The 25,723-nt window shown below is 31.9% G+C and carries 24 protein-coding genes and 1 tRNA gene; 10 read left to right on the top strand and 15 right to left on the bottom strand.

What is annotated here, in order from left to right; genetic code table 11:
* Genes EDC42_RS02730 through EDC42_RS02720 form a run of 3 tightly spaced genes read right to left on the bottom strand, consistent with a single transcriptional unit; the run spans position 1 to position 2,454 of the window.
* Positions 1–966 (bottom strand): zinc-binding dehydrogenase, encoded by a 966-nt coding sequence (locus tag EDC42_RS02730; protein WP_069575637.1) that lies wholly within the window; start codon positions 964–966, stop codon positions 1–3.
* Positions 966–1,994: a radical SAM/SPASM domain protein, ACGX system gene (gene acgM, locus EDC42_RS02725; protein WP_069575636.1), complete on the bottom strand. Its 1,029-nt coding sequence runs from the start codon at positions 1,992–1,994 to the stop codon at positions 966–968. The genes EDC42_RS02730 and acgM overlap by 1 nt, the downstream gene beginning before the upstream one ends.
* Positions 1,995–2,007: 13 nt before the next feature.
* Positions 2,008–2,454 (bottom strand): hypothetical protein, encoded by a 447-nt coding sequence (locus EDC42_RS02720; RefSeq protein WP_123833375.1) that lies wholly within the window; start codon positions 2,452–2,454, stop codon positions 2,008–2,010.
* A 146-nt stretch (positions 2,455–2,600) separates the two neighbouring features.
* Between EDC42_RS02720 and EDC42_RS02715 the strand changes: the two genes are divergently transcribed.
* The gene (locus EDC42_RS02715) at positions 2,601–2,987 is read left to right on the top strand and encodes a winged helix-turn-helix transcriptional regulator (protein WP_069574999.1); all 387 of its coding nucleotides are present in this window, start codon (positions 2,601–2,603) and stop codon (positions 2,985–2,987) included.
* A gap of 336 nt (positions 2,988–3,323) precedes the next feature.
* On the opposite strand, the gene EDC42_RS02710 is transcribed toward EDC42_RS02715, so the two are convergent.
* From EDC42_RS02710 to EDC42_RS02675, 9 genes are all read right to left on the bottom strand, one after another.
* Positions 3,324–4,133 (bottom strand): hypothetical protein, encoded by an 810-nt coding sequence (locus tag EDC42_RS02710; RefSeq protein WP_198923032.1) that lies wholly within the window; start codon positions 4,131–4,133, stop codon positions 3,324–3,326.
* A gap of 17 nt (positions 4,134–4,150) precedes the next feature.
* Entirely contained in the window at positions 4,151–4,603 is a 453-nt protein-coding gene (locus tag EDC42_RS02705; protein WP_198923034.1) for a transglutaminase-like domain-containing protein, read from the bottom strand.
* 495 nt (positions 4,604–5,098) lie between these two features.
* Positions 5,099–5,644, bottom strand: a complete 546-nt coding sequence (locus EDC42_RS02700) for an adenylate kinase family protein (RefSeq protein WP_069574997.1) — start codon at positions 5,642–5,644, stop codon at positions 5,099–5,101.
* A gap of 19 nt (positions 5,645–5,663) precedes the next feature.
* A complete protein-coding gene (locus EDC42_RS02695; RefSeq protein WP_069574996.1) occupies positions 5,664–6,758 on the bottom strand; it encodes an OBG GTPase family GTP-binding protein in 1,095 nt (364 codons plus the stop codon).
* A 63-nt stretch (positions 6,759–6,821) separates the two neighbouring features.
* Positions 6,822–9,500, bottom strand: a complete 2,679-nt coding sequence (locus EDC42_RS02690; RefSeq protein ID WP_069574995.1) for an STT3 domain-containing protein — start codon at positions 9,498–9,500, stop codon at positions 6,822–6,824.
* Positions 9,501–9,799: 299 nt separating this feature from the next.
* Entirely contained in the window at positions 9,800–11,956 is a 2,157-nt protein-coding gene (gene topA / locus EDC42_RS02685; protein WP_069574994.1) for a DNA topoisomerase I, read from the bottom strand.
* Positions 11,957–12,065: 109 nt separating this feature from the next.
* Entirely contained in the window at positions 12,066–12,212 is a 147-nt protein-coding gene (locus tag EDC42_RS09400; protein WP_170151643.1) for a hypothetical protein, read from the bottom strand.
* Positions 12,213–12,252: 40 nt separating this feature from the next.
* Positions 12,253–13,794 carry a phosphoserine phosphatase SerB gene (gene serB / locus EDC42_RS02680; RefSeq protein ID WP_069574993.1) on the bottom strand — a complete coding sequence of 514 codons (1,542 nt, stop codon included), beginning with the start codon at positions 13,792–13,794 and terminating at the stop codon, positions 12,253–12,255.
* A 12-nt stretch (positions 13,795–13,806) separates the two neighbouring features.
* A complete protein-coding gene (locus EDC42_RS02675; protein ID WP_069574992.1) occupies positions 13,807–14,352 on the bottom strand; it encodes a TATA-box-binding protein in 546 nt (181 codons plus the stop codon).
* A 312-nt stretch (positions 14,353–14,664) separates the two neighbouring features.
* Between EDC42_RS02675 and cyaB the strand changes: the two genes are divergently transcribed.
* From cyaB to fen, 5 genes are read left to right on the top strand one after another with little or no spacing between them, the layout of a single operon-like run.
* Complete coding sequence (gene cyaB, locus EDC42_RS02670) at positions 14,665–15,216, top strand: class IV adenylate cyclase (RefSeq protein ID WP_069574991.1); 552 nt, start codon at positions 14,665–14,667, stop codon at positions 15,214–15,216.
* Positions 15,217–15,260: 44 nt separating this feature from the next.
* Positions 15,261–16,430, top strand: a complete 1,170-nt coding sequence (locus EDC42_RS02665; protein ID WP_069574990.1) for a homocitrate synthase family protein — start codon at positions 15,261–15,263, stop codon at positions 16,428–16,430.
* Positions 16,431–16,436: 6 nt separating this feature from the next.
* On the top strand, positions 16,437–17,690 hold the full coding sequence (gene hacA / locus EDC42_RS02660) for a homoaconitase large subunit (RefSeq protein WP_069574989.1): 1,254 nt from the start codon (positions 16,437–16,439) through the stop codon (positions 17,688–17,690).
* Positions 17,691–17,698: 8 nt separating this feature from the next.
* The gene (locus tag EDC42_RS02655) at positions 17,699–18,262 is read left to right on the top strand and encodes a chorismate--pyruvate lyase family protein (protein ID WP_069574988.1); all 564 of its coding nucleotides are present in this window, start codon (positions 17,699–17,701) and stop codon (positions 18,260–18,262) included.
* A gap of 13 nt (positions 18,263–18,275) precedes the next feature.
* The gene (fen, locus tag EDC42_RS02650) at positions 18,276–19,259 is read left to right on the top strand and encodes a flap endonuclease-1 (RefSeq protein ID WP_069574987.1); all 984 of its coding nucleotides are present in this window, start codon (positions 18,276–18,278) and stop codon (positions 19,257–19,259) included.
* Here fen and EDC42_RS02645 read toward each other — a convergent pair.
* Genes EDC42_RS02645 through EDC42_RS02635 form a run of 3 tightly spaced genes read right to left on the bottom strand, consistent with a single transcriptional unit; the run spans position 19,256 to position 21,526 of the window.
* Positions 19,256–19,591, bottom strand: a complete 336-nt coding sequence (locus tag EDC42_RS02645; protein ID WP_069574986.1) for a hypothetical protein — start codon at positions 19,589–19,591, stop codon at positions 19,256–19,258. The two genes, fen and EDC42_RS02645, sit on opposite strands and share 4 nt — an antisense overlap.
* A 12-nt stretch (positions 19,592–19,603) precedes the next feature.
* Entirely contained in the window at positions 19,604–20,254 is a 651-nt protein-coding gene (locus EDC42_RS02640) for a DUF2119 domain-containing protein (protein WP_069574985.1), read from the bottom strand.
* Between the two features lie 21 nt (positions 20,255–20,275).
* Entirely contained in the window at positions 20,276–21,526 is a 1,251-nt protein-coding gene (locus tag EDC42_RS02635) for an adenosylhomocysteinase (RefSeq protein WP_069574984.1), read from the bottom strand.
* Positions 21,527–21,910: 384 nt separating this feature from the next.
* Here EDC42_RS02635 and EDC42_RS02630 point away from each other — a divergent pair.
* From EDC42_RS02630 to glnA, 4 genes are all read left to right on the top strand, one after another.
* Positions 21,911–22,020 (top strand) — tRNA-Met (locus tag EDC42_RS02630).
* Between the two features lie 136 nt (positions 22,021–22,156).
* Positions 22,157–23,323 carry an aldo/keto reductase gene (locus EDC42_RS02625; RefSeq protein WP_069574983.1) on the top strand — a complete coding sequence of 389 codons (1,167 nt, stop codon included), beginning with the start codon at positions 22,157–22,159 and terminating at the stop codon, positions 23,321–23,323.
* Positions 23,324–23,335: 12 nt separating this feature from the next.
* Positions 23,336–24,088, top strand: a complete 753-nt coding sequence (locus tag EDC42_RS02620; RefSeq protein WP_069574982.1) for a HesA/MoeB/ThiF family protein — start codon at positions 23,336–23,338, stop codon at positions 24,086–24,088.
* A gap of 239 nt (positions 24,089–24,327) precedes the next feature.
* Positions 24,328–25,701 carry a type I glutamate--ammonia ligase gene (gene glnA, locus EDC42_RS02615; RefSeq protein ID WP_083234873.1) on the top strand — a complete coding sequence of 458 codons (1,374 nt, stop codon included), beginning with the start codon at positions 24,328–24,330 and terminating at the stop codon, positions 25,699–25,701.
* Positions 25,702–25,723: the final 22 nt, after the last annotated feature.

Genomic DNA, 25,723 nt, shown 5'->3' with positions numbered 1-25,723 from the left:
CTACTCCAATTTAAATATAATCTTTCCTTGAGCCATGTTTGACTCCATCAAAGTATGAGCTTTTCCAATATCTTCCAAATTATAGAATACTCTTGAAATTTCAGGTTTGATGTTATTTTTAATAATGAAATCAAATATGTTGTCCATTATCTCCTGTGTCGGATAATTGCTGAAAAAAGAAGTCAAGTACCTGCCATTTGGGATAATCTTGATTGGATCGAATTCATCCATATACTCAATACCTCCCAAAACACCTGTAACACAGCATATTCCTCCACTGTTAATGCATTTCATTGAATCTTCAAGAGTTTTAGGGCCAATCAATTCCAGTACCTTATCACAATTTAATTTTTCAGCCAAACAACCATCATCAGCAAAGCACTCATCCGCACCATTTGACTTTAACTTACCAAATCTTTCTTCACTTCTGGACGTTGCAAATATTTCACATCCCATTGAGTTTGCAAGTTGCATTGCAGAAAGGCCCAATGCAGAGGTTGCACCTCTGATTAATAGAGTATCATCCTTTACAAGATTAAGTGACATTAAAGACCCATAGGCAGTGAAATAAGTTTCAGGAATTGCTATTATTTCCTCCAATGTCAATTTGTCAAAAACATCTTCATCAATTTTAAAGACAATTTTTTCAGGAAGTAGAGCATATTCGGCATATCCTCCATCAAAACTTCTTCCCATTCCACCCATAAGTGCAGCTATCCTATCCCCGTTTTTAAATCGAGTATTTGATGAATCAACTACTTTTCCAACGCATTCAATACCGGGAATTACAGGCAATTCAATATAATCTTCATCGGCTTCATAATCCCTTAAAATTACTTCAGCCCTGTTAATTCCAAAGCCTAGAATCTTAACTAAAACCCAACCATCTTTAACTTTAGGAATTTCAACTTCGCTGACTTTCAACTCGTCAGCATTACAAGTTTTTTCCAAAACAACTGCTTTCATTATAACACCACTTTCCAGCATTGGGGGTCTGGAGAATACATGTCATGAGTTGTTCCGTAACTTACCGCCGGACACCCTCTGCAGAATCTCAGCAATTCGCATCGGCTGCATTTTTCGAATTTTTCAAATTGTCTGTATTCATCCATATTATCACCCATGAAAATATCATATATTGATTCATTTAAGGCATTTCCAACCTTACTGTCCATTCTGCGACATGCGAATACATCACCTGACGGCAAAATTGTCAAATGACTGTTTCCACAATTGCATCCATCATAGACAATATCATCATTCAAATTTTCTGGAATCTCATATAACCCTTTTTCATATAAGAATAATGTCCATAGATGATCCTTTAGTGTAAAAAATGTTTTGCTGTCTTTATATTCATTGTATTTTTCCCATACCTTTGCCAAAAGGTTTTTATATTCTTCAGAAGTCATTTGTGCCGCTTTTTCAAGGCTTGTCGGACAATATCTTGCAAAGCTGAATAAACATGCATTATTTTCAACAACGACATCAATCAAATCTGGAATTTCATCAATGTTTGTCTTGGAAACTGTCGTCATGATGCTGGCTCTGACTCCTGCATCCTGCAAGATTCTAATTTTTTCAAGTGTAATGTCAAACGAACCGGGTTTTCTAAAATAGTCATGGGTGTCTCTTAGACCATCCAAAGACAGTTGATACTGCCTGCAGCTTAAGCTTTTAAGTCTTTTTGCAACTTCATCGGTAATATGAAAGGGGTTTCCCAGTATTGAATAGTGAATCTTCTTTTCGTGCAACATTTCAAGCAATTGCCAAAAATCAGGATGAAGAATCGGGTCTCCTCCAGTAATGCTGAAATATGGTGTCCTGTTTGTTTTCAGGCAGAATTTTAAGCAGTTATCTAAAACAATTTCCATATCCTCATATTTCATTGTTATTAATTCCTTGTCATTTTCTTCTGAAAAAATATAGCAATGCTTGCATCGCTGGTCACAGTCATCAAGGATATGCCATTGAAATGCAAAAAAATCAGCCATAAAAAACAACTCCTCAAAAAAATAGTATATAAAAAAATAAAATATTTAAGATTGAATTAATCTTAAAATCTGTCTGAACCACAAGCTGTGGTGATATCTGATCCACATGCAGTGTTAATATCAGAACCACAAGCAGAAGCAGCCACATCACTGCCACAAGCAGTGTTAATATCAGAACCACAAGCAGAAGCAGCCACATCACTGCCACAGCAGTGTTAATATCAGAACCACAAGCAGAAGCAGCCACATCACTGCCACAAGCAGTGTTAATATCAGAACCACAAGCAGAAGCAGCCACATCACTGCCACAAGCAGTGTTAATATCAGAACCACAAGCAGAAGCAGCCACATCACTGCCACAAGCAGTGTTAATATCAGAACCACAAGCGGTAGAAATTACATTTTGTGCGATTTTTGATGAGAAAAATTTCTCATTATTATTCCATGCATTAAATTTCATAATTTATCACCTTAAATTTTAATAAAAGTAAACTTTTATTTAATTATAGTATATTTCAGCAGATATAAAAAGAATAAAGTTACCTCCAAGTTACTTAAAACTAATTAATATTGATTAATGAATATTATAACAGTAGGAGACATTATATGAATAATGATAAAAAAGCAGAAAAATGCCCAATGGAACTTGCCATGGAATTGATTAGCAGAAAATGGGTTATTCAAATCTTGAGAGATATGTTTTTTGGAAAAAAACGTTTCAATGAATTTAAAGATGGAAAACCTAATCTATCTAATAAAGTTTTAAGCAATTGTCTAAAAGAAATGGAAGAAAACGGACTTATCTCTAGAAACAACGATGAAGATAAGCAAATTATTGAATACACATTAACTGATAAAGGGAAAAAACTTAATAAGGTAGTTTATGAACTCGCAATGTTTACATTAACTACCGATTTGGGCAATGAATTCTATGATGATGAAACTAAAATCGAATTAGAGAACATATTCAAAAATACATTGATAAACAATTAGGTGAAGGAATAACTCCATTAAGCAAAATCCATATAAAGTTAATGTTATACCAACACTATACAAAATATAAGCACCCACCTAAAAACAGCCAAAACAGCCAAAAAAAATAATTAATTAAAAAACTGTTTTTATGAAAATAAGAATGAATAATAATTGATTAACCTATTTAATAACCGATACTAAGTTATTATCTGATGAAACAAATATTAAAGTTTAATAGATATTATAAAGACTATAAATCATTTAAAAATCTTGTTGCCCGTATACAATACAAAAATAATGTATTTTTCGCCACTACACCATATATTACAGATAATGACCATGAAATAATTATGGTTAATCGCAAATGTTTTTTAAAGCAATAATCAAATGATTCATGAAATCATCTTTTGTTTTTTCATCCAGCTCCAAAATAGACAGATAAGGATTTAAATCCTCAAGCTCCACCAATAATAATTCGCCCTCTTTTGTTCTGCAGGCATCCACTCTTTGGATTCCGTTTTCAATGTCATTCCAAGCAATGAATTTTTCTGCAAACTCCTTATCCCTTTGGCTGAATTCATATTTTTCAAGTTCCCATCGTTTGTCCTTATTCGGAGCATATAATGCATATTCCAAGCTGTCATTGATGAAATAGAACGATACCTCATATTCAAAGTCAATTGCAGGTTGTATTAGCATGTTCACGAGGTTTTTTTCAAATAATTCACTCTTTGTTAGAAATTCCAGACCTATTGAATCTGCACCATCCTTCGGTTTAATGACATACTCTTCACAATCCGGAATCAGATTTATGTTTTCAAGATCATCAATGGTTGGAATAACAGGATATCCATCTAATGTCAAATCCAAAAGGTATTGTTTGCCTTTCATGTCCGCTTTGCCTACAAACTCATTGAAAGTCCTGATATCGTTTGAAGTTACCCTTTTGACAAATGATTCATACTCCTCCTCAAAACCAGTTACAGGACCAGTATTTCTAAAAACGATTAAATCCACATCGTTTTCAAAATCCTTTGAGTTTTTCGGATGACACAATGCAATGTCAAAATGTTCCTTTAATATTCCAGAAATATATAAATCCTCTTCAAAATACTTTCTGCCTTTGGCTTCATAGTACAAATCAGTTAAATACAGTATTTTCACATTTGTTTCCCCCATTACTAAAATTCAAAGTCTGTTGAGATTTCCAATATGCTTTCACTTTCATTCAGGACATTAACCAATCTATCATCCAAATCTGCATGATTGTCATGATAGTCAATTTCACCCAATTCACTTCTAATTGAATATGCCAAACATTCTTCATCCAAGCTAAACTGCGCATTTACATTTTCTTTATTTCCCCGAGCATCAAGCCTAATCCATTTATTAAAATCTTTTAAATACACTGTGTTTAATGCATGAATCATATAACCTTCACTTGCATCATCCGCTCTTGTAAGCAGTTGATAACTGATGCCTGATGGAATTTTATTTGCTCTTAGAAGTGCTGCAAGAAGACATGATTTTGTCCAGCAGATTCCAGTTTTATTTTCAAGCACATCACTGGCGGTTCTTGAAACTATATTTGTTTCAATATCCCATGAGTGAGGAATTTCATCCCTAACAAACATATAACATTGCTTGATGTAGTCCAGTTGATTTTCAGATTCATTTCTTATTCCTGAACATTATCTTGAATAAGTGGATTCATGTAATCAATGCTGGGTGTTTCCATCAAATATTCTTCCATACTATTCTCCCACATATTATAATAGATTAAAAGTAAAATAAAATAAAAATATTTTTTTTATAAATTAAAAAACTTCTTGAAATGAATTTTGCCAGTATACTAACTCTCTTGACTCATCGCTAGAATACCCTTCGCTCCTCGAGTAACCCTCGAAACTGGCAGCCTATCCAATGCTGGGTTTCTTCTAATCATAGACAGTATCAACTTCCCTCATAAAAGGACCGAAGGCATTGGTCATGAAAATGATACGACATTATTGTTTATATAAAATATAATATATAATTATTTCTCAAAATAATAAAAATAAAAAAGAATTAATGAAATTAAATAACAATAATTATTAATTCATGCTGAACAAAATAAAGTGAAAAAAAAGTTAAAAGTTTGAAATTAACCAGTCCATGAAATCAACTTCACCAACTGGAAAATCTAGTTTATCTTCAATCACATATGAAATTACATTAACAGTCTCTTCAATTGACAATTTGCTAACATCAATTTCAGAAATTTTATCACCATATTCTTCAAAAGCCTCTGAAGTACATACTCCCATTGCTTCGGCTTCCAAGTTTTCACGAATCTTGCTTTCAGAATAATCACGAGCTTCAAGTCTTGGACGTAGAATATCAGGATTCACTCTCAAAACTATTACTTTATCTGCTCCTGAGCATAAATGAGCCAAATGCCCTTCAAATATAATTAACTCATCACTTTCAGAAATAATCTCTGAAACTTTCTCATCAAGTGCCTCAATATCAATGATTCTATATCCTTTCTCCTCATCAATCCCTAAAACAAAATCATTTTCAATAGCCAAATCATTAATCTTAATTAACTTGCAGTTTAATTTAGAAGACAATACTTCACTGACAGTTGTTTTTCCAGTGCATGGAGTACCAGTTATAAAAATAGCTTCACTCATAATATCAAAAAAAGAAGAATTATTTTTTAAGAATAATTCTTAAAACATCTTCGTCATCAAGTACATGGTCAGGACCTACTTTTTGACCTGGGAATTTAACTGATGTTCCCCAGACCTTAGCATGACGGAAATTTTTCACAAACTCGCGGTGAAGTTTGCGGCATGCACCAATTACGGTTGTGCCTTTTTTAATGACCAACGGATCGTTCATGTCCGCCTTTCTACCTTGGGGTTTTAAATAAACCCTAACCAAATTAAGATTGTCAAAAATAATATCCTTTAACTCATCAATGTTAGTTTTTTTATCCGCAGAAATTGGAATGAAATCTGGAATGTATTTCTTGAGTTCCTCAAGGTATGAATCATCTACAAGATCCACCTTATTTAATAAGATTTTCATCGGAACATATGATTTATTTCTATCAAGAACATCAATAAATTGATCCATAGTCACATCATCACGGAAAAGTATGTCTGCATTATGCATACCATACTCATTAATGATGGATCTGATAATCTTTTCATCCAAATGAGTAAGCGGACAGGTTGATGAAATGTGAATGCCACCAAGTTTTTTCCTTTTGACAGTTACATCAGGTTCCTTTTCATTAGGTCTGATACCAATGTTTCTCAATTCATTTAAAATCACATCCAAATGCTGTGGGTTTAAAGTATCAAGAACGATTAAAATTAAATCTGCAGTTCTTGCAACGGATAAAATTTCTTTTCCTCTACCTTTACCGCTACTTGCTCCTGTAATAATTCCTGGAATATCAAACACCTGGATTTTTGCATTTTTATGTTCCATAACACCCGGAACAATATCCAATGTTGTGAATTGGTAAGCTCCAACCTTACTTTCAGCGTTAGTAATTTCATTTAAGAGAGTAGATTTACCAACTGATGGAAATCCAACAAGTACAACAGTTGCATCCCCAGTTTTTTTAACGTGAAATCCTTGACCTTTATGGCCACCGCTACTTCTTTGTAATGATTCTTCTTTTAATTTAGATAATTTAGCTTTAAGCTTACCTATATGATGTGAAGTAGCTTTATTATATGGTGTCTTTTGTATTTCATCTTCAATATCTTTTATTTTCTCCTCTATCCCCATTAAATCACCATATTAATTATAATAAAAAAAGAAAGATTAGGAAAATCCTAATCTAACTGCTAGTTAAGCACCAGCAGCCGTATTATTAAAGTTTACTTTAAACAACATCACTCCATTTTCCGTATGGACATTTTCAAAAATGTTTTGACCGGCTCCACCATATAAGTATAATCTAGTAAACATTGAGTTCGCTAGCTCATTACTCATTAAAATTGGAGTGTATTGATTCTTTTCACCAATTAAAAGGAGTGTGTAGTTTGCATCTTTTACATTTCCAACAGACTGATTCTTCATGACATATCCATCTTCAATAACCATTAAGTTTGAAATATTCAATGGATTGTATGGAGTATCATTTACCATAATCTGTTTTCCACTATCAGTATAAACAGCTTCAGTATATGCAGTAGTTGAATTGTTGCCAGAGCCTCTTTGGATTACAGCATTTACAGTCATACCCTGATCATCAAGTAATGCCAGTTTACCAGTTGAACCCGGATTAACTTTTACCTGCTCTGTTGGAACATAGTAATTGTAGTTTTCAGAGCTTTGGTTTGTAAAGTTCCAAGCACCGAAGTAACTCCACCAGCCAGCTTTTTGAAGCATATCAGAAGATGCGACAAATATTACAGGACGTGGATTTTTAGGGTGTGAATATTGGACTACCTCATTTGCTTGAGCCGCTGTTAAGTGATACTTACTTTGTAATGTTTTTTGAGCATCATCTGATTTCATTGGTAAAATATCAATTAAAATATCAACTGATTTACCGGTATCCTCGGTAATATTCACTAATGATTCAACAGCTTTATCACCTGTTGTATCAAGCATTCTAAATATACCTGCAGACAATTCCAGATTATCCGTTGTCATGGCCTGGCCAAGCCAAAATGCACGATCTCCAGATTGTGAACCTCCATCGAATGTTACTTGTTTATCTGCAGCAATCTCAAAGAGGTAACCAAAGTCCCACCAAGATGTCAATACAGTATCATCACTCTGAGTTTCATTAACCCAAGTCATTGCATTCCACATTGAATCGCTTGTGCCTGGAACAACAGATTCAGAAGTTAAGAAAGCACCACAAATACATGGAGTTACTAAAGCAAGTACAATAGCAATTATTGCAATGTGCTTTTTAATTGGAAGTTTCCTTCCAGATGTAGCTTTTGGTTTGAGCACATAAATAGATACTGCACCAATGCCCACAATAGCAACAAACACCAAAATCGCAAAAATGGAATTGACAGTAGAAACTGGAACTGCAACAAAAATAGCTGCAATTGCAGTGATAGCCAATAAAATCCTATCATCGGTTATTTTATTTCTAATATATTCCATCGCAATACTTACAAATATGCCTGTTAAAAGAGCAAATGGCAATACAATTGTAGTAATAAATCTTGAACCTCTTGTTACAGCAAGAGCAGTTACTACAAGCCATACAATAAACAAAGTACCATATAAAAGTGTTAATTTTTTATCAGATAAAATATCAGATACAAATTCAAGATTATATCTGCTTAAATCAATTTTAAGTTTACGTTTATTATCAAGTCTTTTAGATGAGGATAACCTTTCAGATTTTTGTGGTTTAACATTGGATTCTGTTTTAACAGAATTTCCCTTAATCCTGAATATGTTTCTTACGAATAAATATGCAACTGTTAATCCAGCAAATAAAACACCAATACCACCAATACCGTTTACAGCACCATTAGTGTTAGCTAAAAATAATGAATTCATACCGCTTCCAAGCATGGATGGAATTTGCATCTCTGCAACAGAAACAAGTACATTAGGGAAACCGCCAACAACTCTGGAAGCGGATTGTAATGAAAGTAATGAAAGTAAGCTTCCGAATAATCCAGTTACACCATCTAACCCTTTGAATATTGCAAGACCAATGAATCCAATAATTCCCAAAATCAAAATGGATTTTAAAGCATTTTGGTTAATAAACCAATGTAATTTACTTGAATATTCATCTTGAGAATCTTCACCAATATTAAAGTAATAACAAGCGATTAAATAAACAATTGAAAATATTCCCATAAGTCCTATGTAAAATATATAACCTGTCCATGATTGTGAGAACAATCCAATAGATATAATTGATAAAATTGCAAATAGCAATTTATATGCTATTTTTTTCGCTCTTATACTCTCTACAAAGAAGAATATGAAGAACAATGAAAATATGTAATAGAACATATCTGTATCAAAAAATCCCGGAAATGTATGTGCAAAGTAGTTTGGAGCAAGAGCTATAATAAGTGTTGCTACAATTGCACCATACTCATTAGTTAACCTTCTTGAGAAAATATACGCTGGAATTACTGCAAGTGTTGATATAATAGCTCCTGTCCAGAATGCTATTTCTCTAACTGAGTGATCTCCTCCAAAGATATCATGCAAGAAAGAAGTTACATACACAATACCTAGTTCATAATTAATCTGATTACCAGTAGGAGCATACCTGTGCATATCCCACTCACTACCATTTATTATTTGATCACCAACATAACCATGATCAATATAATCTTCAGTCAACCTTAAGTTATAATATGAATCCATTTCACTGAAATAAGGAAGACCTGAAGAATCAACATATTCTCCTTTAGCTTCATCAGTAATTAAAGGTAAATCAGCAGCAGGCATTTTAAGAGCAAAAACAACTGCGAGCAGAATTAAAATAATAAAAACTGATTTGACTATTGTCATCTTTGTTTCTTTATTCATCGAATTCCTCGTTTTAATTCGTTTAAAAAAATATTGTTTCAAATTTCAAAACAATAAATAATTATTGAAATAAATTTAAATGCAAAATAAAAATATTGAAAGAAAGAATATTTTTATTAGATTATATTTTTATTTTTCAACATTATTAAGCATTATGCATATCATAAATGTTAACAAAATTGATTACAATTTAGAAAATGTTAAAAAAAGAAAGAAATAACCTAAAAGAAATAAAAAAATATCCTCAAAAAATATGATTATAATGTATATTTGATTAAAAATAAAATAAAATTAAAAAATTATTTTAGTTTACTTTCAAGTTCATCAACGGAACATGTGAATTTGCATTTTGGAAATCCTTTACATCCAATAAATTCACCATAACGTCCCGAACGTTTTAAAAGTGGTTTGCCACAATTCGGACACTTACCAACTTCAGTAGGTTTGTGAATTTTAGTTTTATCTTTTCCACAGTTAGAATCCAAACATGCACGCTGGCGAGGTTTACCGAATGAGATTATAGGAAGTCCACATTTTTCACAAGTTTTTTTAAGGAAGTTGGTACCTTTTGGAATAGAATAACTAGTAGTGCAATCCGGATAATTAGCACAACCAACAAATGAACTTTTAGTCTTTGGAGAATATCTTTTTACAAGATTGCCTCCACAAGTGGGACAGGTTCCAATAATGTTACTTTCCTGATATGATTCATATAATTTAGAACCAATCTCATTTGAATTTTTAGTAATATCCTCTAAAATAACTTTAACATCTTTTTCCCCTTCATCTATGATTTCTCTACGAGTTGATTTATTATTGCTAATACCATCAAGTTTGATTTGCAGGTCACGAGTAAGTTCCTCTGAAGTTAAATTATTACAATAAATACTCAAAGTATCAATCATGTTTTCACCTAATTGATTCACTTCAATTTGTTGAGTGCCTGTTATGTATTTACGGTCATACAATTTATCAATAATATCTGCACGAGTTGCTTTAGTACCAAGTTCTCTTTTTTCAAGTTCTTTAATAAGTGACGCTTGATTATATCTTGCAGGAGGTTTAGTTTCTTTTTCATCAGAAATTAACTCCAGGACTTTCATTAAATCATCCTCTTTAATATCAGGGAATATTTCATCATCAATTTTTCTAAATGGATAATGTTCCATCCAACCCTTATGAGTAACTCTTCTACGTTTAAAACGAAACTTTTCACCTTCAATGTCCAATGTAGCACTCATTGTTTCGAATTTAGCTGCTTCAAAGAACACTGAAATAAATCTATAAACAATAAGCTCATAAATCTTTTTATCATCTTTAGATAAGCCTTGGGGTAAAATTCCAGTTGGATGAATTGCAGGATGTGCTGCATCATCCTTTTTACCATTGTTCGGTTTTAATTTAGATGGAAGCTGATCAATATGCTTTTTAAATTCACCATCATACCCTAATTGAGTAAATATTGATTTAAAATCAAGACTTTCAGGTAATTTTTGTGAAGAGGTACGAGGGTAAGAAGTATAACCTGAAGTATAAAGATTTTGAGCAATAGTTTGTGTTTTTTTAGGGGAAAATCCGAATACATTATAAGCTTCAGATTGAAGTCCTCCTAAGTTAAATGGTACCGGAGGTTTTGTTGTGGAATTGGAAAAGCTGATTCTATCAACAATAGCATCTTTTCCTTGACATTTAGTCATGATTTCCTCAGCTCTATCCCTATCAAAAATTTTACCATCAATATGATTGACTTCAATGTTTCCTTCAACAACAGCTTTGATTAACCAATAAGGTTCTGGAACAAAATCCTTAATTTCTTTTTCCCTTTCAACCAAAATTGATAAAGTAGGTGTTTGAACACGGCCTGCTGATAATTTTAAAAATCTGTGTTTAGCATTGCTTACTGATTTCATTAAAGCTTTGGAAATGTTTACTCCGAAATAATAATCCAATACATGTCTTGCAATACCAGTATCTACCTGATTCATATCCAATTCTATTCTATTGTCATAAGCTTCAAGCAAGTCTTTTTTGGTTAATGTGGAAAATTTCATACGAGAAACTTTATCTAAATTTTCTTGACCGCAAGCGTATTTTAATGCATTATAACCAATTAATGTTCCTTCAGTATCATAATCACAAGCATGAATATATGAGTCCGCATTTCTTCCAAGTTTTTTAATAGCCCTCACATAATCTTTAGTAAATCCGCTTCCCCTTTTATTAACTTCATAAGCCGGAGCCCAGTGAAGATCAAAGTAAACTTTATCTTTTGGGTTATCAGGAGTAAGTGAATAAAGGTGTCCGACAGCAGATACAACCGTAATATCTTTTGAACCCTTTTTGAGTTCCCAATATTTTACTTTTTTATTATATACTTTCTTTTTTGCACTTGGTGAAAGTGCTTTTGCTATTTTTTCAGCAGATGTTGGCTTTTCACATACAATTACTTCATGCATTTTATACAACCCTCAAAGTTTAAAAAAAAATAATACTGGATATAATATAAAATAGTATGTTATATAAAAATATTTTGAAAAAAGTTGAGATTAGAAAATTTAAAAAAAGTTATAATTCTTCATTATAAAAACGGTAAAAATCAGCACAGAAGTCACAGATCGGGTACTTACCATTACGATAATATCCAAGTTCCGCCTTATTCATATCAAATTTTTTACCACATATGAAACAAGTTTCAATTTTTTCTTCCGTCATTTTAAGACCTTAAAAAATAAAAAAAGAATAGGTTAGAATCTTAACCTATATTGTATTTTTGTAAGAGTAAAATCTCTTCAGTAGAGACTTTTCCACCATTTTTGAATTTAGCAAAGATTTCTTCAGCTCTTTCTTTTTCTTCACGGTTTCTATTAGATCCGCTAGAAGGTTTGTTATCATTTCTTCTTTTCTTAGGTCTATGGGAACCTAATTTTTTGTTGATAACATGAATATCACTTAAGATATTTTTAAATTCTTCATGTTTAGCAGAAGCATTTTTACGTGCTTCAATGAAATTTTTGTGTGCTTCGTCAGCAGCAGTTCTTATATCATCAGTTTTTCTGAAGTAAGTAAGCATTTCTTCATGAGCCGCTTGGGCTTTTTCAGAAAGAGTGATAACTTTTTCGTGTTCTTCTTCAGATAATTTTTTGAGTTCTTGAGATTCGCCTTGAACAGATTCATCTTCATGAATTTTCATTAATTGTTTTCTGAGATCATTTGCATTTTTAACAAGCTGATTTTCTTTTTTAATGTCTAAAACACGAGTTTCAATGATTTTATCAATTTTTTTGATTTCATTTTCTATTTTAATTTTATCGCGTTTACCAGAAGACCATTCTAAACTTTTAATTTTATTGTTAGCTTCATTACGAGCTTTTTTGGCGGATTCAACAGCTTTATTGATTTCATTACGTTCATTTCTAAATTCAATAGCTTTGTTTAAGTTTTCTTTTAAAGATGCGTTTAATTCATCTCTAATTTTACGTTGTTCTTTAGCCATTCTGTTGAAATTTTCTCTTTCTTCAGCCACTTTAGCAATTTCAGCTTCTTTTTCATCTTTTTGTTTTCTTACACCTTCCATGGTGTCAGCAAGGACAAAATCAGATTTAGGAAGAGTATTTTTTTCTTCAGCTTTTTTTTCTACAGTTTCGTTTCCAGCATTATCAGTGGTTAATTGATTAAGGATTTTTTCTGAGACTTTGCATAAGTCTTTTTCATCTATTACAACATCAGCAATTTCTTTTACAGAATCTTTTGCATTGAATGCAATTCCGCAACCTGCTGATTCAATCATGGAAATGTCATTAGCGCCATCTCCAACAGCAACTACTTCATCTAAAGTAATTCCTGCTTCTTCAACAAGCCCGTTTAAAACATCTAATTTAGAACCAGATACTAAAGGACCAGTCACTTCACCAGTTAATTTACCATCTTCGACTGTGAAACTATTAGTGTAAACTTTGTCTACACCAAGTTTATCTTTTATTTTTTCAGCCACTACATCAAAACTACCGCTAATAATAGCCACATCTAAGTTATTATCTTTTAAAGATTTGATAGTTTCTAAAGCACCAGGTATTAAAGGGAGTTCGTCAGCAACTTTTTCGATATCTTCAATAGATATACCCTCAAGAAGTTGAACTCTGTCTTTAATAGAAGTTTCAAAGTCAATTTCCCCTTGCATAGCTTTTTCAGTAATTGCAGCTATGTCTTCTTCAACATTTGCTATTTTTCCTATCTCATCTATTGCTTCACCATCAATAATAACATTATCTAAGTCAAATACTACAAGTTTAATCAATAATACCACCAATTATATTAAATCTAGCTCACTTAATCTATCGTAAGCTCTTTCGACACCTAATTTAGCGTCACTTTTAGTTTTAGCTCCAGTACAAACCACTTTACCTGAGCCAAATAATAATAAAACCACTTTAGGGTCAGATAATCTGTATACTAAACCAGGGAATTGTTCTGGTTCATATTCAGTATTTTCAAGTTCTAAAGCTACGGCTTCTAAGTTTAATGTGGATTCCAAGTTAGCAGAAGCCACAATATTCTGAATTTTAATTTCAAACTCATGAGGAATTTCAGTATCAATAGTCCTCATTAAATCTACAGTTTTTTTGATTGCTAATTTAGAATCATCTATAGATTTTGCTCCAGTACATACAAGCTTACCAGAGCTAAATATTAATGCTGCTGTTTTAGGATCTTTAAGTTTAAATACTAATCCTGGAAACTGTTCACGATTAAAATTAACCCCTTCTAAAGCTTGGGACACTTCAGTAAGAACAATGTCTTTACCAATGCTTGCAGAAGCAACAATGTTTTCAATTTTTATCTCAACATCGGTCAATTTAAAACCTCCTTAATTATTAAAAGTAGAATAGTAAAATTTAAGAAAACAAAAAATCAGTTAAATTTTTACTAATAAACTATTTAATTTAAATAGTATATAAAGGTATGTTTATTTAAATAATATATAAAAAATTTTAAAGAAAATTATAATTTTTTTAATTTTGAAAATAAGATTTTATTTATATATAAAATTAAAATAATAATAAGATAATAGTTATTTATAAATGTTACTACTTTTTAGTAACTTTTTTAAAAAAATATTAGATTATAAAGATTAATACAAAATAATTTTTGTTAATTAGATGATAACATGATAGAAGTTGAAGTGAAAGCTAAAATCACAAGCTTTAGTGAAATGGAAAAAAAATTAGAGAATATTGGGGCAACAAAAAGCAAAAAAGAGTTTCAAGAAGACATATACTTCAATAGCCCTATTGTAAACTTTGCTGAGAGTGATGAAGCATTAAGAATTAGAACAACAAAAGAAAATGACAACGTTGATATATTTATAACTTACAAAGGCCCGAAAATTGATAAAAAATCAAAAACCAGAAAAGAAATTGAAATGAAAATAGAAGATGCTGAAAAATGTTCAGACATCTTTGAAGCAATCGGTTTTAGGAAAGTAAGAACTGTCAGAAAAAATAGACAATACTATACTTATGAAAACTTCGAAATATCCCTAGACGATATTGAAGGACTTGACCCTTATATGGAAATAGAAATTGGATTAAAAGATGGAGAAGATTATTCTAAAGCTCAAAAATCTATTTTTGATTTATTTGAAAAATTAAACATAACAGAGGGCTTTGATAGAACTTCCTATTTGGAGCTTTTGGAAAACTTAAATATAACTAATTAATATATATTATATATTCAGATTAATTTTTATAAGATGTGATTATATTGCAATATTTTATCAGTCATTATAACAAAGAATATGAGTTAAATTTTCCGGAAGATTTACTCATTTATGATACAACATTAAGAGATGGAGAGCAAACCCCTGGTGTTTGTTTTAGTTTTGATGAAAAATTAGAAATAGCTAGAAAACTTGATCAATTCAAAATTCATCAAATTGAAGCTGGTTTTCCAATAGTTTCTGAAAAAGAAAAGGAAACTGTAAAGGCAATTGCCAATGAAGGTCTTGATGCTACAATTTTAGGTTTGACTAGAACTAAAACAGAAGACATTGATGCAGCTCTTGATTGTGATGTGGGGGGGATCATTACTTTTGTTGGAACTTCTGACATTCATTTAGACCACAAAATGCACATAACACGCCAAGATGCAATTAACCTATGCGAAACTGCAATTGATTATGCTAAAGATCATGGATTATACGTTGCATTTTCAGCAGAAGATGCTACAAGAACTGATATTGAATTTTTAAAAAGAATTTATTCAAAGGCAGAAGAATGTGGTGCTGACAGAGTACACATTGCAGATACTACTGGTGCAATAACACCACAAGGTATCGATTATCTTGTAAGAGAACTTGTAAAAGATTTAGATATAAACATTGCACTTCACTGTCACAATGACTTTGGTCTTGCTGTTATCAACTCAATTACCGGTATTTTGGCAGGAGCAAAAGGTATTTCCACAACTGTTAATGGTATTGGAGAAAGAGCAGGAAATGCTTCATTAGAAGAATTAATTATGGCTTTAAAAATACTTTACGGTAAAGATTACGGATTTAAAACCAAATACATTAAAGAATTGTCCAATATTGTATCAGAAGCCAGCGGACTTCCAATTCCATACAATAAACCTGTTGTTGGAAATAATATATTTAGACACGAATCCGGAATTCATGTTGATGCAGTTATCGAAGAACCCCTATGTTATGAACCATATGTTCCAGAATTAGTTGGACAAAAAAGACAACTTGTTTTAGGTAAACATTCAGGATGTAGAGCTGTGAAAGCTAAGTTAACTGAATGTGAACTTGATGTGAGTGATGATGAACTTATTCAAATCGTCAGAGAAGTTAAAAAATCCAGAGAAGAAGGAAAATATATCAATGATAAAGTATTCAAAGAAATAGTTAAAAAAATCAGCAAAAAGGAATAGATTAGGATGAATATTACTGAAAAAATATTATCTGCAAAAGCAGGCCATGAAGTAACATCTGGCGAAATCATTGAAATTCCCGTTGATCTTGCAATGTCGCATGACGGAACCTCACCACCAGCTATTAAAACATTTGAAAAAGTAGCGAAAAATGTATGGGATCCTGAAAAAATAGCCATTATATTCGATCACAACATTCCTGCAAACACAATAGGTTCTGCAGAATTTCAAAAAGTCTGTCGTGACTTTATTAAAACACAAAATATTACTAAAAACTTTATTCATGGTGAAGGAATATGTCATCAAGTTGTTCCTGAAATGGGATTAGTTGAGCCTGGGATGGTTATTGTTGGTGCTGACTCACACACATGTACTTATGGTGCATTTGGAGCATTTTCAACAGGTATGGGTGCAACTGACCTTGCAATGGTTTGGGCAACTGGTAAAACATGGTTTATGGTTCCTGAAGCAATTAGAATGAAAGTTGAAGGTGAATTAAACCCATATATTGCACCAAAAGATATAATTTTAAACATTATCGGAGAAACCGGAATTGCAGGAGCAACATACAGGACTGCTGAATTCTGCGGTGAAACTATAGAAAAAATGGGAGTTGAAGGAAGAGCAACCATGTGTAATATGGCTATTGAAATGGGTGCTAAAAATGGTATAATGGAACCAAATCGTGAGGTTATTAACTATATCTGCCAAAGAACTGGCAAAAATGAATCTGAATTAAATATTATAAAGTCAGATGAAGATGCAGTTTATTCAAAAGAAATGCATTTTGACATTGAAGGCATGGAACCGCAAATTGCATGTCCAAATGATGTGGACAATGTTAAGGGAATTTCTAAAATTGAAGGAACTGTAATAAATCAATGCTTAATCGGTTCATGTACCAACGGTAGACTTTCTGATTTAAAAGATGCAGCAGAAATATTGGAAGGTAAGAAAATTAACGATGACATCAGATTAATTATTCTTCCAGCTTCAAGAGAAATCTACAAGCAAGCAATGCATTTAGGCTATATCGATACATTTATAGATGCAGGAGCTATTATTTGCAATCCAGGATGTGGACCATGTCTTGGAGGACACATGGGAGTATTATCCGAAGGTGAATCATGTATTTCAACAACCAATAGAAATTTTAAAGGTAGAATGGGTGATCCGAAGTCTTCAGTATATTTATCTAATTCAAAAGTAGTGGCAGCATCAGCAATTAAAGGTGTTATTACTAATCCAAAAGATTTATAGTGATTTAAATGTCTGAGCCGAAAAATGAAGCAAATAGAGGTCTTATTGATAAGATAACTCAAGTAGAACAAGAATATGGTAAAAATTTCTCAAATACTCAAAAGATTTTATTAACAACTGACGGATCAATTACAGCAATATTAGATGTTTTATATGGGAAAATAACATTGTCTACCCTTGATCAGCATTTCGAGGATGCGGACGAATATCATGCTAAATTAGTCAATGTTAATAAAGGGGATGAAATTAATTACCGTGAAGTTATAATGCATAGAAACGGGAAGCCTTTAATATATGCAATATCACACATTCCGTTATCTAGATGCACTAAAGAAGTTTGTGCTGATTTAATCAGAGCAGATATACCAATTGGTAGAATCTTAAAAAACTACAATATCGAATCAAGAAGAGAAATCAATAACATATACATTGAAAAACCTAATGAAACTTTAAAGGAATTATTTGGCACTGACGAAGACATGCTTGCAAGAGACTACGTCATTATCAACCATGACAAGATATTAATGTGGATTAAAGAAGTGTTCCCAATCAGCTATTTTACAGAAATATAATTAGGTGTAGAAAATGGGTGTTAAACTAAAAGATATAATTGAACCAGAATCAATTAGTTTTAAAGATTTAGAAGGAAGAACTGTATCAATTGATGCATTCAATACACTTTTCCAATTCTTATCTACAATCAGACAAAGAGATGGCAGACCCTTAACTGATGAAAATGGAAACATCACATCCCATTTAAGCGGAATATTATATAGAAACTCATCAATGGTCGAAAAAGATATAAAACCAATTTATATCTTTGATGGAAAAGCACCCGAACTAAAAAGTGAGACTCAAGCCAAAAGAAGAGAAGTTAGGGAAGAAGCTGAAAAAATCTACAAAGATGCATTATCAAGAGGAGATGCTGAAAAAGCGCGTAAATTTGCAATGAGATCATCGAAATTATCACCTGAGATTATTTCATCTTCTAAAAAGTTATTAACATTAATGGGAATTCCTTATGTTGATGCAAAAGGCGAAGGTGAAGCTCAAGCAGCATATTTAGTTCAAAATGGAGATGCTTATGCAGTTGCATCACAAGACTATGATTGTCTATTGTTTGGAGCTAAAAGAGTTGTTAGAAATCTTGCTGTCAATTCAAATCTTGGGAACCTAGAGTTCTATCAATTGGATAAAGTTCTAAGAGAATTAGATATAACAAGAGAAGAATTAATTGACATGGGAATATTAATTGGAACTGATTTTTGTGATGGTTTAAAAGGCGTAGGTGCTAAAACAGCACTTAAATTAGCTCATAAAGGTCAATTAAAAGAAAAAATAGCAGAACTTCAAAAAGAATCAGCTCATGATTTAGATGAAGTTCGTGAAATCTTCTTAAACCATAATGTAAATACTGATTATAAAATCAAATGGGAAAAACCTCAAAAAGATAAGATTATTGAATTTTTATGCTATGAACATGGATTTTCCGAAGATCGTGTTTTAAAAGCATCAGATAAACTTAAAAACTTAAATTCATCGCAAGGAAGTCTTGATGCTTGGTTTTAGATTGATTCCCAAGTTAAAGCTTCCATCTCTATATCATACCAATCATAATGATAATATTCCGGATATTCCCCGCAAACAGCCAAAAGTTCAATAAATCCATCGTCCGGTTTAAATTCTTCAATTAATTTTTTATAAGCAACATATTCCTTTGTGCCTCCCCTATAAGGATTTGGTGGAATATGCCAAATTAAGTTTTTATCCTCATCAAAATATTGTAATGGATTTTCTATTTCACCATAATAATCCATGTCCAATATCCCTTTAATTTGAACATCTTTAACGAACCTATGAGTAACATGGAAAACAATAATACAATTATTTAAAAAATTCATTTTATTCCTCAATTAATATGGTGGGAAATCTTTGCCAAATACCTTTTCTGCATACCTCATAGCTATATGAACCTGATTTTCATGTTTTTTCAACATTTCTCTTTCAAAATGATCTCTAGAAGGTGAACTTAAAATTAAATTGAGTAACTCTTCATAGGTTTCAATTGCCAGACTCTTGTTAAAATTATATTTTTCAATAATCTCCGAGTTTAATTTTTCAAAACACGGAAATTCCAATGTTTTGCATACGGTTTCAGTGGAAAAATAAGTCATCCTAATTAATGGAGATACTGACGAAACTAGAACATGATTTCCCAGCTTAATAAGTGGAGGAATACCTGTTTTTTTATATCTCTCCATTGAAGTTAATTTATCATAATTTTTAAGATTATAGCAATGAAGCTCTGTGTAAAAATCAGGACATAGATATTCAATTAAACCTAAAACTTTTTGACCCAACTCAGATTTATAATACTCTTTATCAACAGTCGAAATATATGGAGTTTTATCAAAATTATAAAAATAGAATTGTCCAGAGGATAGATTTTCATCTTTAATTCTTTTAATGAACTTTAAAGATGTGGTACCTTCATTTCCATGAAGTCCACCAATAAATAGTTTTGTTGGACCTTCACCATTATCAATATATTTAAAAAAAGACATGAAAATAAAAATTGAAGGAATTTATGTTCCTTCTTGCCAATTAGACATATAATCTTTTTGTTTATCAGTTAATGAGTCAATTTTAATACCCATAGCTTTTAATTTCATTGTTGCTACACTGTAGTCGATTTCATCTGGTGCCTTAGTCACACCTACAGATAAATCATTTTCAAGAATATGTTTTGCAGATAATGCTTGTACAGCAAAACTCATATCCATAATTTCAGCAGGATGTCCTTGTCCACGTGCAGCTGATAAATTTACAAGACGACCATCAGCTAAAAGATAAATCTTACGTCCATCTTTAGTGGTAAACTCTTCAATACTTTCACGTACTTCTTTTACCTCAGTTGAAATAGCTTCTAAATCTGGTCTGTTGATTTCAACATTAAAATGTCCTGAATTTGCAAGCATGCACCCGTCCTTCATGTATTTGAAATCATCCCCACTTATAATATCTGAATTACCTGTTACTGTGATGATTAAGTCTGATTGCTTTACTGCTTCCCTTATGGTCATTACTCTGTACCCATCCATTCTTGCTTCAAGTGCTCTGATTGGGTCTACTTCAGTTACAATAACATCTGCACCAAGACCATCAGCTCTAAGTGCAAGTCCTCTTCCACACCATCCATAACCACAGATTGTTACTGTTTTTCCTGCGATTACCATGTTGGTTGTTCCCATTATCGCATCAAAACTTGATTGACCAGTTCCATATCTGTTATCAAATAAATATTTAGTATAAGCATCATTTACAGCAATAACTGGAAATTTTAATGCCCCATCAGCATGCATTGCTTGTAATCTGTGCACACCAGTAGTAGTCTCTTCACAAGCTCCTTTAATACGACTTAATAATTCAGTCCTTTCATTGTGAAGCACCATAATCATGTCTGCACCATCGTCAATAATTATATCGGGTTTATGATCAAGTACCATATTAATAGTTTGATAATATTCTTCATCATCTTGTTCCCTCCAACCATAAACATTTAAACCCAAATCAGCAGCACCGGCAACTGCATCATCATGAGTGGATAATGGGTTACAACCAGTCATTGCTACTTCAGCCCCACCTGCCATTAAAGTCAAACCTAAATTAATAGTTTTAGGCTCCAAATGTAAACATGAACCAATAGTAATGCCTTTAAAAGGTTGGGTCTCCAAATACTCTTGTTTAATGTGTTCTAAAACAGGCATATGTTTTTGAACCCATTCAATTTTCCTGATACCCTCAGGTGCCAAAGATATATCTTTAACTTTACTCATAAAAATTACTCCTAATAAGAATTATACAGTAATAATTATATTATTTATAACCTTTAAATTATACTATTTTTTATTTCAGAATAAAAAAATAATAAATAAAATAATACACGACAATTAAATACTTAAAAAATACCATATTATTCCAATTAATAGGCATTGAATGTGTTTTAATAAAATTTTAAATTTAAATGAAAACAACATTAATTAAACAGACGAATTGTAAAAAATACTTTTTAAAATTCAAAATCAGTATTAAAAACAGATATTTGTAAAAAGGAATTTAAAAAAACATTAATTAAATCTGTAAATTATAATAATTTTAATAAAAACCCCAAAAAACAAAAAGTATAAATATAATACAGTAATAATATATTATTGTTAGATGCCGGGGTGGCTCAGCTGGTTAGAGCGCACGGCTCATAGGGTAATAATGCAGTGCTCTGACGTATTCCTGGGATACCGTGAGATCGCGGGTTCGAATCCCGCCCCCGGCATCCTAAAAATCCCAGGAAGTTCATCTAACTTATTTTTTAAAAAACTTATTTTCAAATAATAATAATAATAATAATAATAATTTTATACTCTTTTTATCAAAATAATAAACAATTGTTAAATTACTTGAGGTTTGAAATGTTATATAATACACTTGGAAAAACTGGTCTTAAAGTATCAAGACTTGGTTTTGGAACTATGAGATTGCCTACAATCAATTCCAATGCAGATATTGATAAGCAAGAAGCATCTGAAATGTTAAGTTATGGAATTGAAAATGGAATTAATATAATTGATACAGCTTACCCTTACCACAGCGCAGGAATCGACGGTAATGGAAACAGTGAAAAATTTCTTGGTGAATTTCTAAAAGAAAACAATTTAAGAGATGAAATCTTACTACAAACAAAATCACCATCCTGGTTAATAGAAAAGAAAACTGATTTTGAATATTATTTAGATATTCAACTTGAAAAATTGCAAACAGACTACATTGACCTTTATCTCCTACATTCACTAACCGTTCCGGATTGGAATAAGGTACATGATTTGGAAGTGCTTGATTTTTTAGATGATTGTTTAAGTAGTGGTAAAATCAAACATGTTGGATTTTCATCCCATATTGAAATAGATTATTTAATTGAAATACTTGATGAATATCCTAAATGGGAAGTTGCACTAACTCAGATGAATTATCTTGATGAGTATTACCAATCAGGTGTAATGGGCCTTAATTATTTAAAAGAAATCAATATGGGGAGTATGGTTATGGAACCTCTTCGTGGAGGAAGACTTGTTCAAAACATCCCCAATGAAGTTCAAGAATTATGGTCTACAGCAGAAAAGAAAAGAACTCCTGTTGAATGGGCATTGCAATATTTATGGAATAGAAATGATGTTGATTGTGTATTCAGCGGTATGAACAGTTTAAATCAAGTTAAAGAAAATGTTAGAATTGCATCTATTGAAGATAAAATAAGTGAAAATGATCAGGAATTGATAAGGGAAGTTGCAAGAACTTATAGAACTTTTCTTGGAAACAGTTGCACCCGGTGTGGTTACTGCATGCCTTGTCCGCATGGTGTTGATATAATAAATTGTTTAACTGAATATAATATTGCACACATGATGCAGAATCCTAAAGCTAGTGCTATGCAATATTTCACATTAATAGATGATGATTCAAGAGCAGATAGTTGTATAAACTGTGGAGAATGCATACCATTCTGTACACAAATGTTAAATATTCCAGAAGAACTTCAAAAAGTATACGAATACTTTGGTAGTGAATTTAATCATTTTTAAATAGGTGAAAAAATGCCAACAAGATATATAGGTGACGGATATTGGGAAATAGTCTCCCGTCAAATGAGTATTGTTACAAGAAGCGAACAACAAAAATTTAAAGATACTAAGATTACTGTGATTGGATGTGGTGGTATTGGAGGTCAAACCATTGAAATGCTTGCAAGAATGGGTGTTGGAGAAATTATTCTAGTTGATGAAGATTCCTTTGACATGTCAAACTTAAATAGGCAGAATTTTGCAAATTTAAATGGTATTGGAATAGCCAAAAGTGAAGTTGCAAAAGACAAAGTCAGGTTAATAAATCCATATGTAAAAGTAACTGGATTTAATGAACATGTCGATGAGACCAATATTGATAAGATTATTGGAGATTCAGACATTGTTATTGATGCTCTTGACAATGTCCTAACAAGAGTCATTTCATCAAGAAAAGCTATTGAGAAAAAAATTCCATTCATACATGGAGCCATTCATGGAACTCTTGGTCAAGTTACAACATTCTTGCCCAATACTAAAAGTTATGAAGAAATGTTCAACCTCCCATCATTTGGGAAAGACTTAACTGAAGAAGTCACTGAAAGTTTAAAAAATATTACATCAGGTACGCCGCCAGTTATCGGGCCAACCCCAAATTTAATTGGCTGTCTTCAAGCGATGGAAGCTTATAAAATCATTACTGGTGTTGGAAAAGTTACTGTTGCCCCAAAAATTTTAACATTTGATTTATTGGATTTAGGTTCATTTTTACTAGAAGAAATCTAAACATTAAATCAAAATTTTATTCATTTTGTATATTGATTTGAACAAAAATATACTTATATCATAAATTAATATTAATAACTCTATTAAAAAATATAAAATCTATACATTAATATACTAAAACTTGCATAATGCCAATATATAACTATTTTTTACAAATGTTTATATACTAATAGATTAAGATATAACATGCAATGGAAAATATTTTCCGACTATGTTAAATTAATCATGATTAATTTATTATGGAGCTTGATTTAATGAGCGATATCCCAGAAGAAAAAATCGAAAGAATAACCGAAATAATGAAAGAGGACAATATTAAATTTATCCGTTTACAATTTGTTGATATTAATGGTACTGTAAAAAACATTGTAATACCATTCAATCCTGAAGATGACATGAGTGAACTGTTCAACGAAGGTATGTTATTTGATGGTTCATCAATTGCAGGATTTGTTGGCATCAATGACAGTGATTTAGTTTTAAAACCAGATATTAACACATATTCAAGACTTTCATGGAGACCGGAGGAATCTGCAACATGCAGATTTATCTGTGATGTATGGACTCCTGAGAAAAAACCATTTGCAGGAGATCCAAGAGGAGTACTTAAAAAATCATTATCCCATATTGCAAAAATGGGATTAAAATACAATATTGGTCCTGAACCAGAATTCTTTATTGTAGACATTGATGAAAATGGATATCCTATGCCTTATGACAATGCAGGATACTTTGATGTTGAACCTCTCGATAAAGGACCTGACTTCAGAAGAGAATTAACATTAAACTTAGAAGATCTAGACTTTGAAGTTGAAGCATCCCACCATGAAGTAGCTCCCGGCCAAAATGAAATTGCATTTAAATTTAAAGATGCGCTTAAAACTGCAGACGCAGTAATTACATTTAAACAAGCAATTAAAGCTATTGTAGACAACATGGCGACTTTCGATCAATTAGATTATAGAGTAACATTTATGCCAAAACCGTTTTTCGGTGTAAGTGGCAGTGGAATGCACTGTCATCAATCCGTATTTAAAGGAGATAAAAACCTATTTTCAGACCCTGATTCTGAAAATGGACTTTCAAAAGATGCTCTTTACTTCATGGGAGGATTATTAAAACATGCCCCAGCAGTTACTGCTATTACCAACCCTATAGTAAATTCATATAAACGTTTAGTTCCGGGTTATGAAGCGCCGGTTTACAGAGCATATGGTCTTAGAAACAGATCTGCATTAATTAGAGTTCCGGCAGCACGTGGAAAAGCAACCCGTATTGAATATAGATCCCCTGATCCTGCATGTAACCCATACCTAGCATTTACTGTTATGCTTGAAGCGGGTATTGATGGTATTGTCAATAAGATTGACCCGGGTGAACCTGTAGAACTTGATATTTATAGCATGAGTGAAGAAGAAAGAATTGAAAGAGGAATTAAAGTCTTGCCAACAAGTTTATGGGAAGCATACCACTCACTTGAAGAAGATCCATTAATTCTTAATGCGTTAGGCTCTCATGTAAGTGAAAAATTCTTAGAACTTAAATACAAAGAATGGGATGAATACCGTGTTCAAGTATTTGGATACGAACAGAAAAAATATTTAGATATCTGATCAAAATATTGTTTTTTAATTT

This window comes from Methanobrevibacter gottschalkii DSM 11977, assembly GCF_003814835.1.
Taxonomy (GTDB): Archaea; Methanobacteriota; Methanobacteria; order Methanobacteriales; family Methanobacteriaceae; genus Methanocatella; species Methanocatella gottschalkii.
The sequence above is the reverse complement of the archived record's forward strand: the minus strand, read 5'-3'. Positions and strand labels throughout refer to the sequence as shown.

What these genes read in the sequence shown, in the direction of transcription:
- EDC42_RS02730 (WP_069575637.1), bottom strand. Translation starts at nt 966, where the DNA reads ATGAAAGCAGTTGTTTTGGAAAAAACTTGTAATGCTGACGAGTTGAAA.
- acgM (WP_069575636.1), bottom strand. Translation starts at nt 1,994, where the DNA reads ATGGCTGATTTTTTTGCATTTCAATGGCATATCCTTGATGACTGTGAC.
- EDC42_RS02720 (WP_123833375.1), bottom strand. Translation starts at nt 2,454, where the DNA reads ATGAAATTTAATGCATGGAATAATAATGAGAAATTTTTCTCATCAAAA.
- EDC42_RS02715 (WP_069574999.1), top strand. Translation starts at nt 2,601, where the DNA reads ATGAATAATGATAAAAAAGCAGAAAAATGCCCAATGGAACTTGCCATG.
- EDC42_RS02705 (WP_198923034.1), bottom strand. Translation starts at nt 4,603, where the DNA reads ATGTTTGTTAGGGATGAAATTCCTCACTCATGGGATATTGAAACAAAT.
- EDC42_RS02700 (WP_069574997.1), bottom strand. Translation starts at nt 5,644, where the DNA reads ATGAGTGAAGCTATTTTTATAACTGGTACTCCATGCACTGGAAAAACA.
- EDC42_RS02695 (WP_069574996.1), bottom strand. Translation starts at nt 6,758, where the DNA reads ATGGGGATAGAGGAGAAAATAAAAGATATTGAAGATGAAATACAAAAG.
- EDC42_RS02690 (WP_069574995.1), bottom strand. Translation starts at nt 9,500, where the DNA reads ATGAATAAAGAAACAAAGATGACAATAGTCAAATCAGTTTTTATTATT.
- topA (WP_069574994.1), bottom strand. Translation starts at nt 11,956, where the DNA reads ATGCATGAAGTAATTGTATGTGAAAAGCCAACATCTGCTGAAAAAATA.
- EDC42_RS09400 (WP_170151643.1), bottom strand. Translation starts at nt 12,212, where the DNA reads ATGACGGAAGAAAAAATTGAAACTTGTTTCATATGTGGTAAAAAATTT.
- cyaB (WP_069574991.1), top strand. Translation starts at nt 14,665, where the DNA reads ATGATAGAAGTTGAAGTGAAAGCTAAAATCACAAGCTTTAGTGAAATG.
- hacA (WP_069574989.1), top strand. Translation starts at nt 16,437, where the DNA reads ATGAATATTACTGAAAAAATATTATCTGCAAAAGCAGGCCATGAAGTA.
- EDC42_RS02655 (WP_069574988.1), top strand. Translation starts at nt 17,699, where the DNA reads ATGTCTGAGCCGAAAAATGAAGCAAATAGAGGTCTTATTGATAAGATA.
- fen (WP_069574987.1), top strand. Translation starts at nt 18,276, where the DNA reads ATGGGTGTTAAACTAAAAGATATAATTGAACCAGAATCAATTAGTTTT.
- EDC42_RS02645 (WP_069574986.1), bottom strand. Translation starts at nt 19,591, where the DNA reads ATGAATTTTTTAAATAATTGTATTATTGTTTTCCATGTTACTCATAGG.
- EDC42_RS02640 (WP_069574985.1), bottom strand. Translation starts at nt 20,254, where the DNA reads ATGTCTTTTTTTAAATATATTGATAATGGTGAAGGTCCAACAAAACTA.
- EDC42_RS02635 (WP_069574984.1), bottom strand. Translation starts at nt 21,526, where the DNA reads ATGAGTAAAGTTAAAGATATATCTTTGGCACCTGAGGGTATCAGGAAA.
- EDC42_RS02625 (WP_069574983.1), top strand. Translation starts at nt 22,157, where the DNA reads ATGTTATATAATACACTTGGAAAAACTGGTCTTAAAGTATCAAGACTT.
- EDC42_RS02620 (WP_069574982.1), top strand. Translation starts at nt 23,336, where the DNA reads ATGCCAACAAGATATATAGGTGACGGATATTGGGAAATAGTCTCCCGT.
- glnA (WP_083234873.1), top strand. Translation starts at nt 24,328, where the DNA reads ATGGAGCTTGATTTAATGAGCGATATCCCAGAAGAAAAAATCGAAAGA.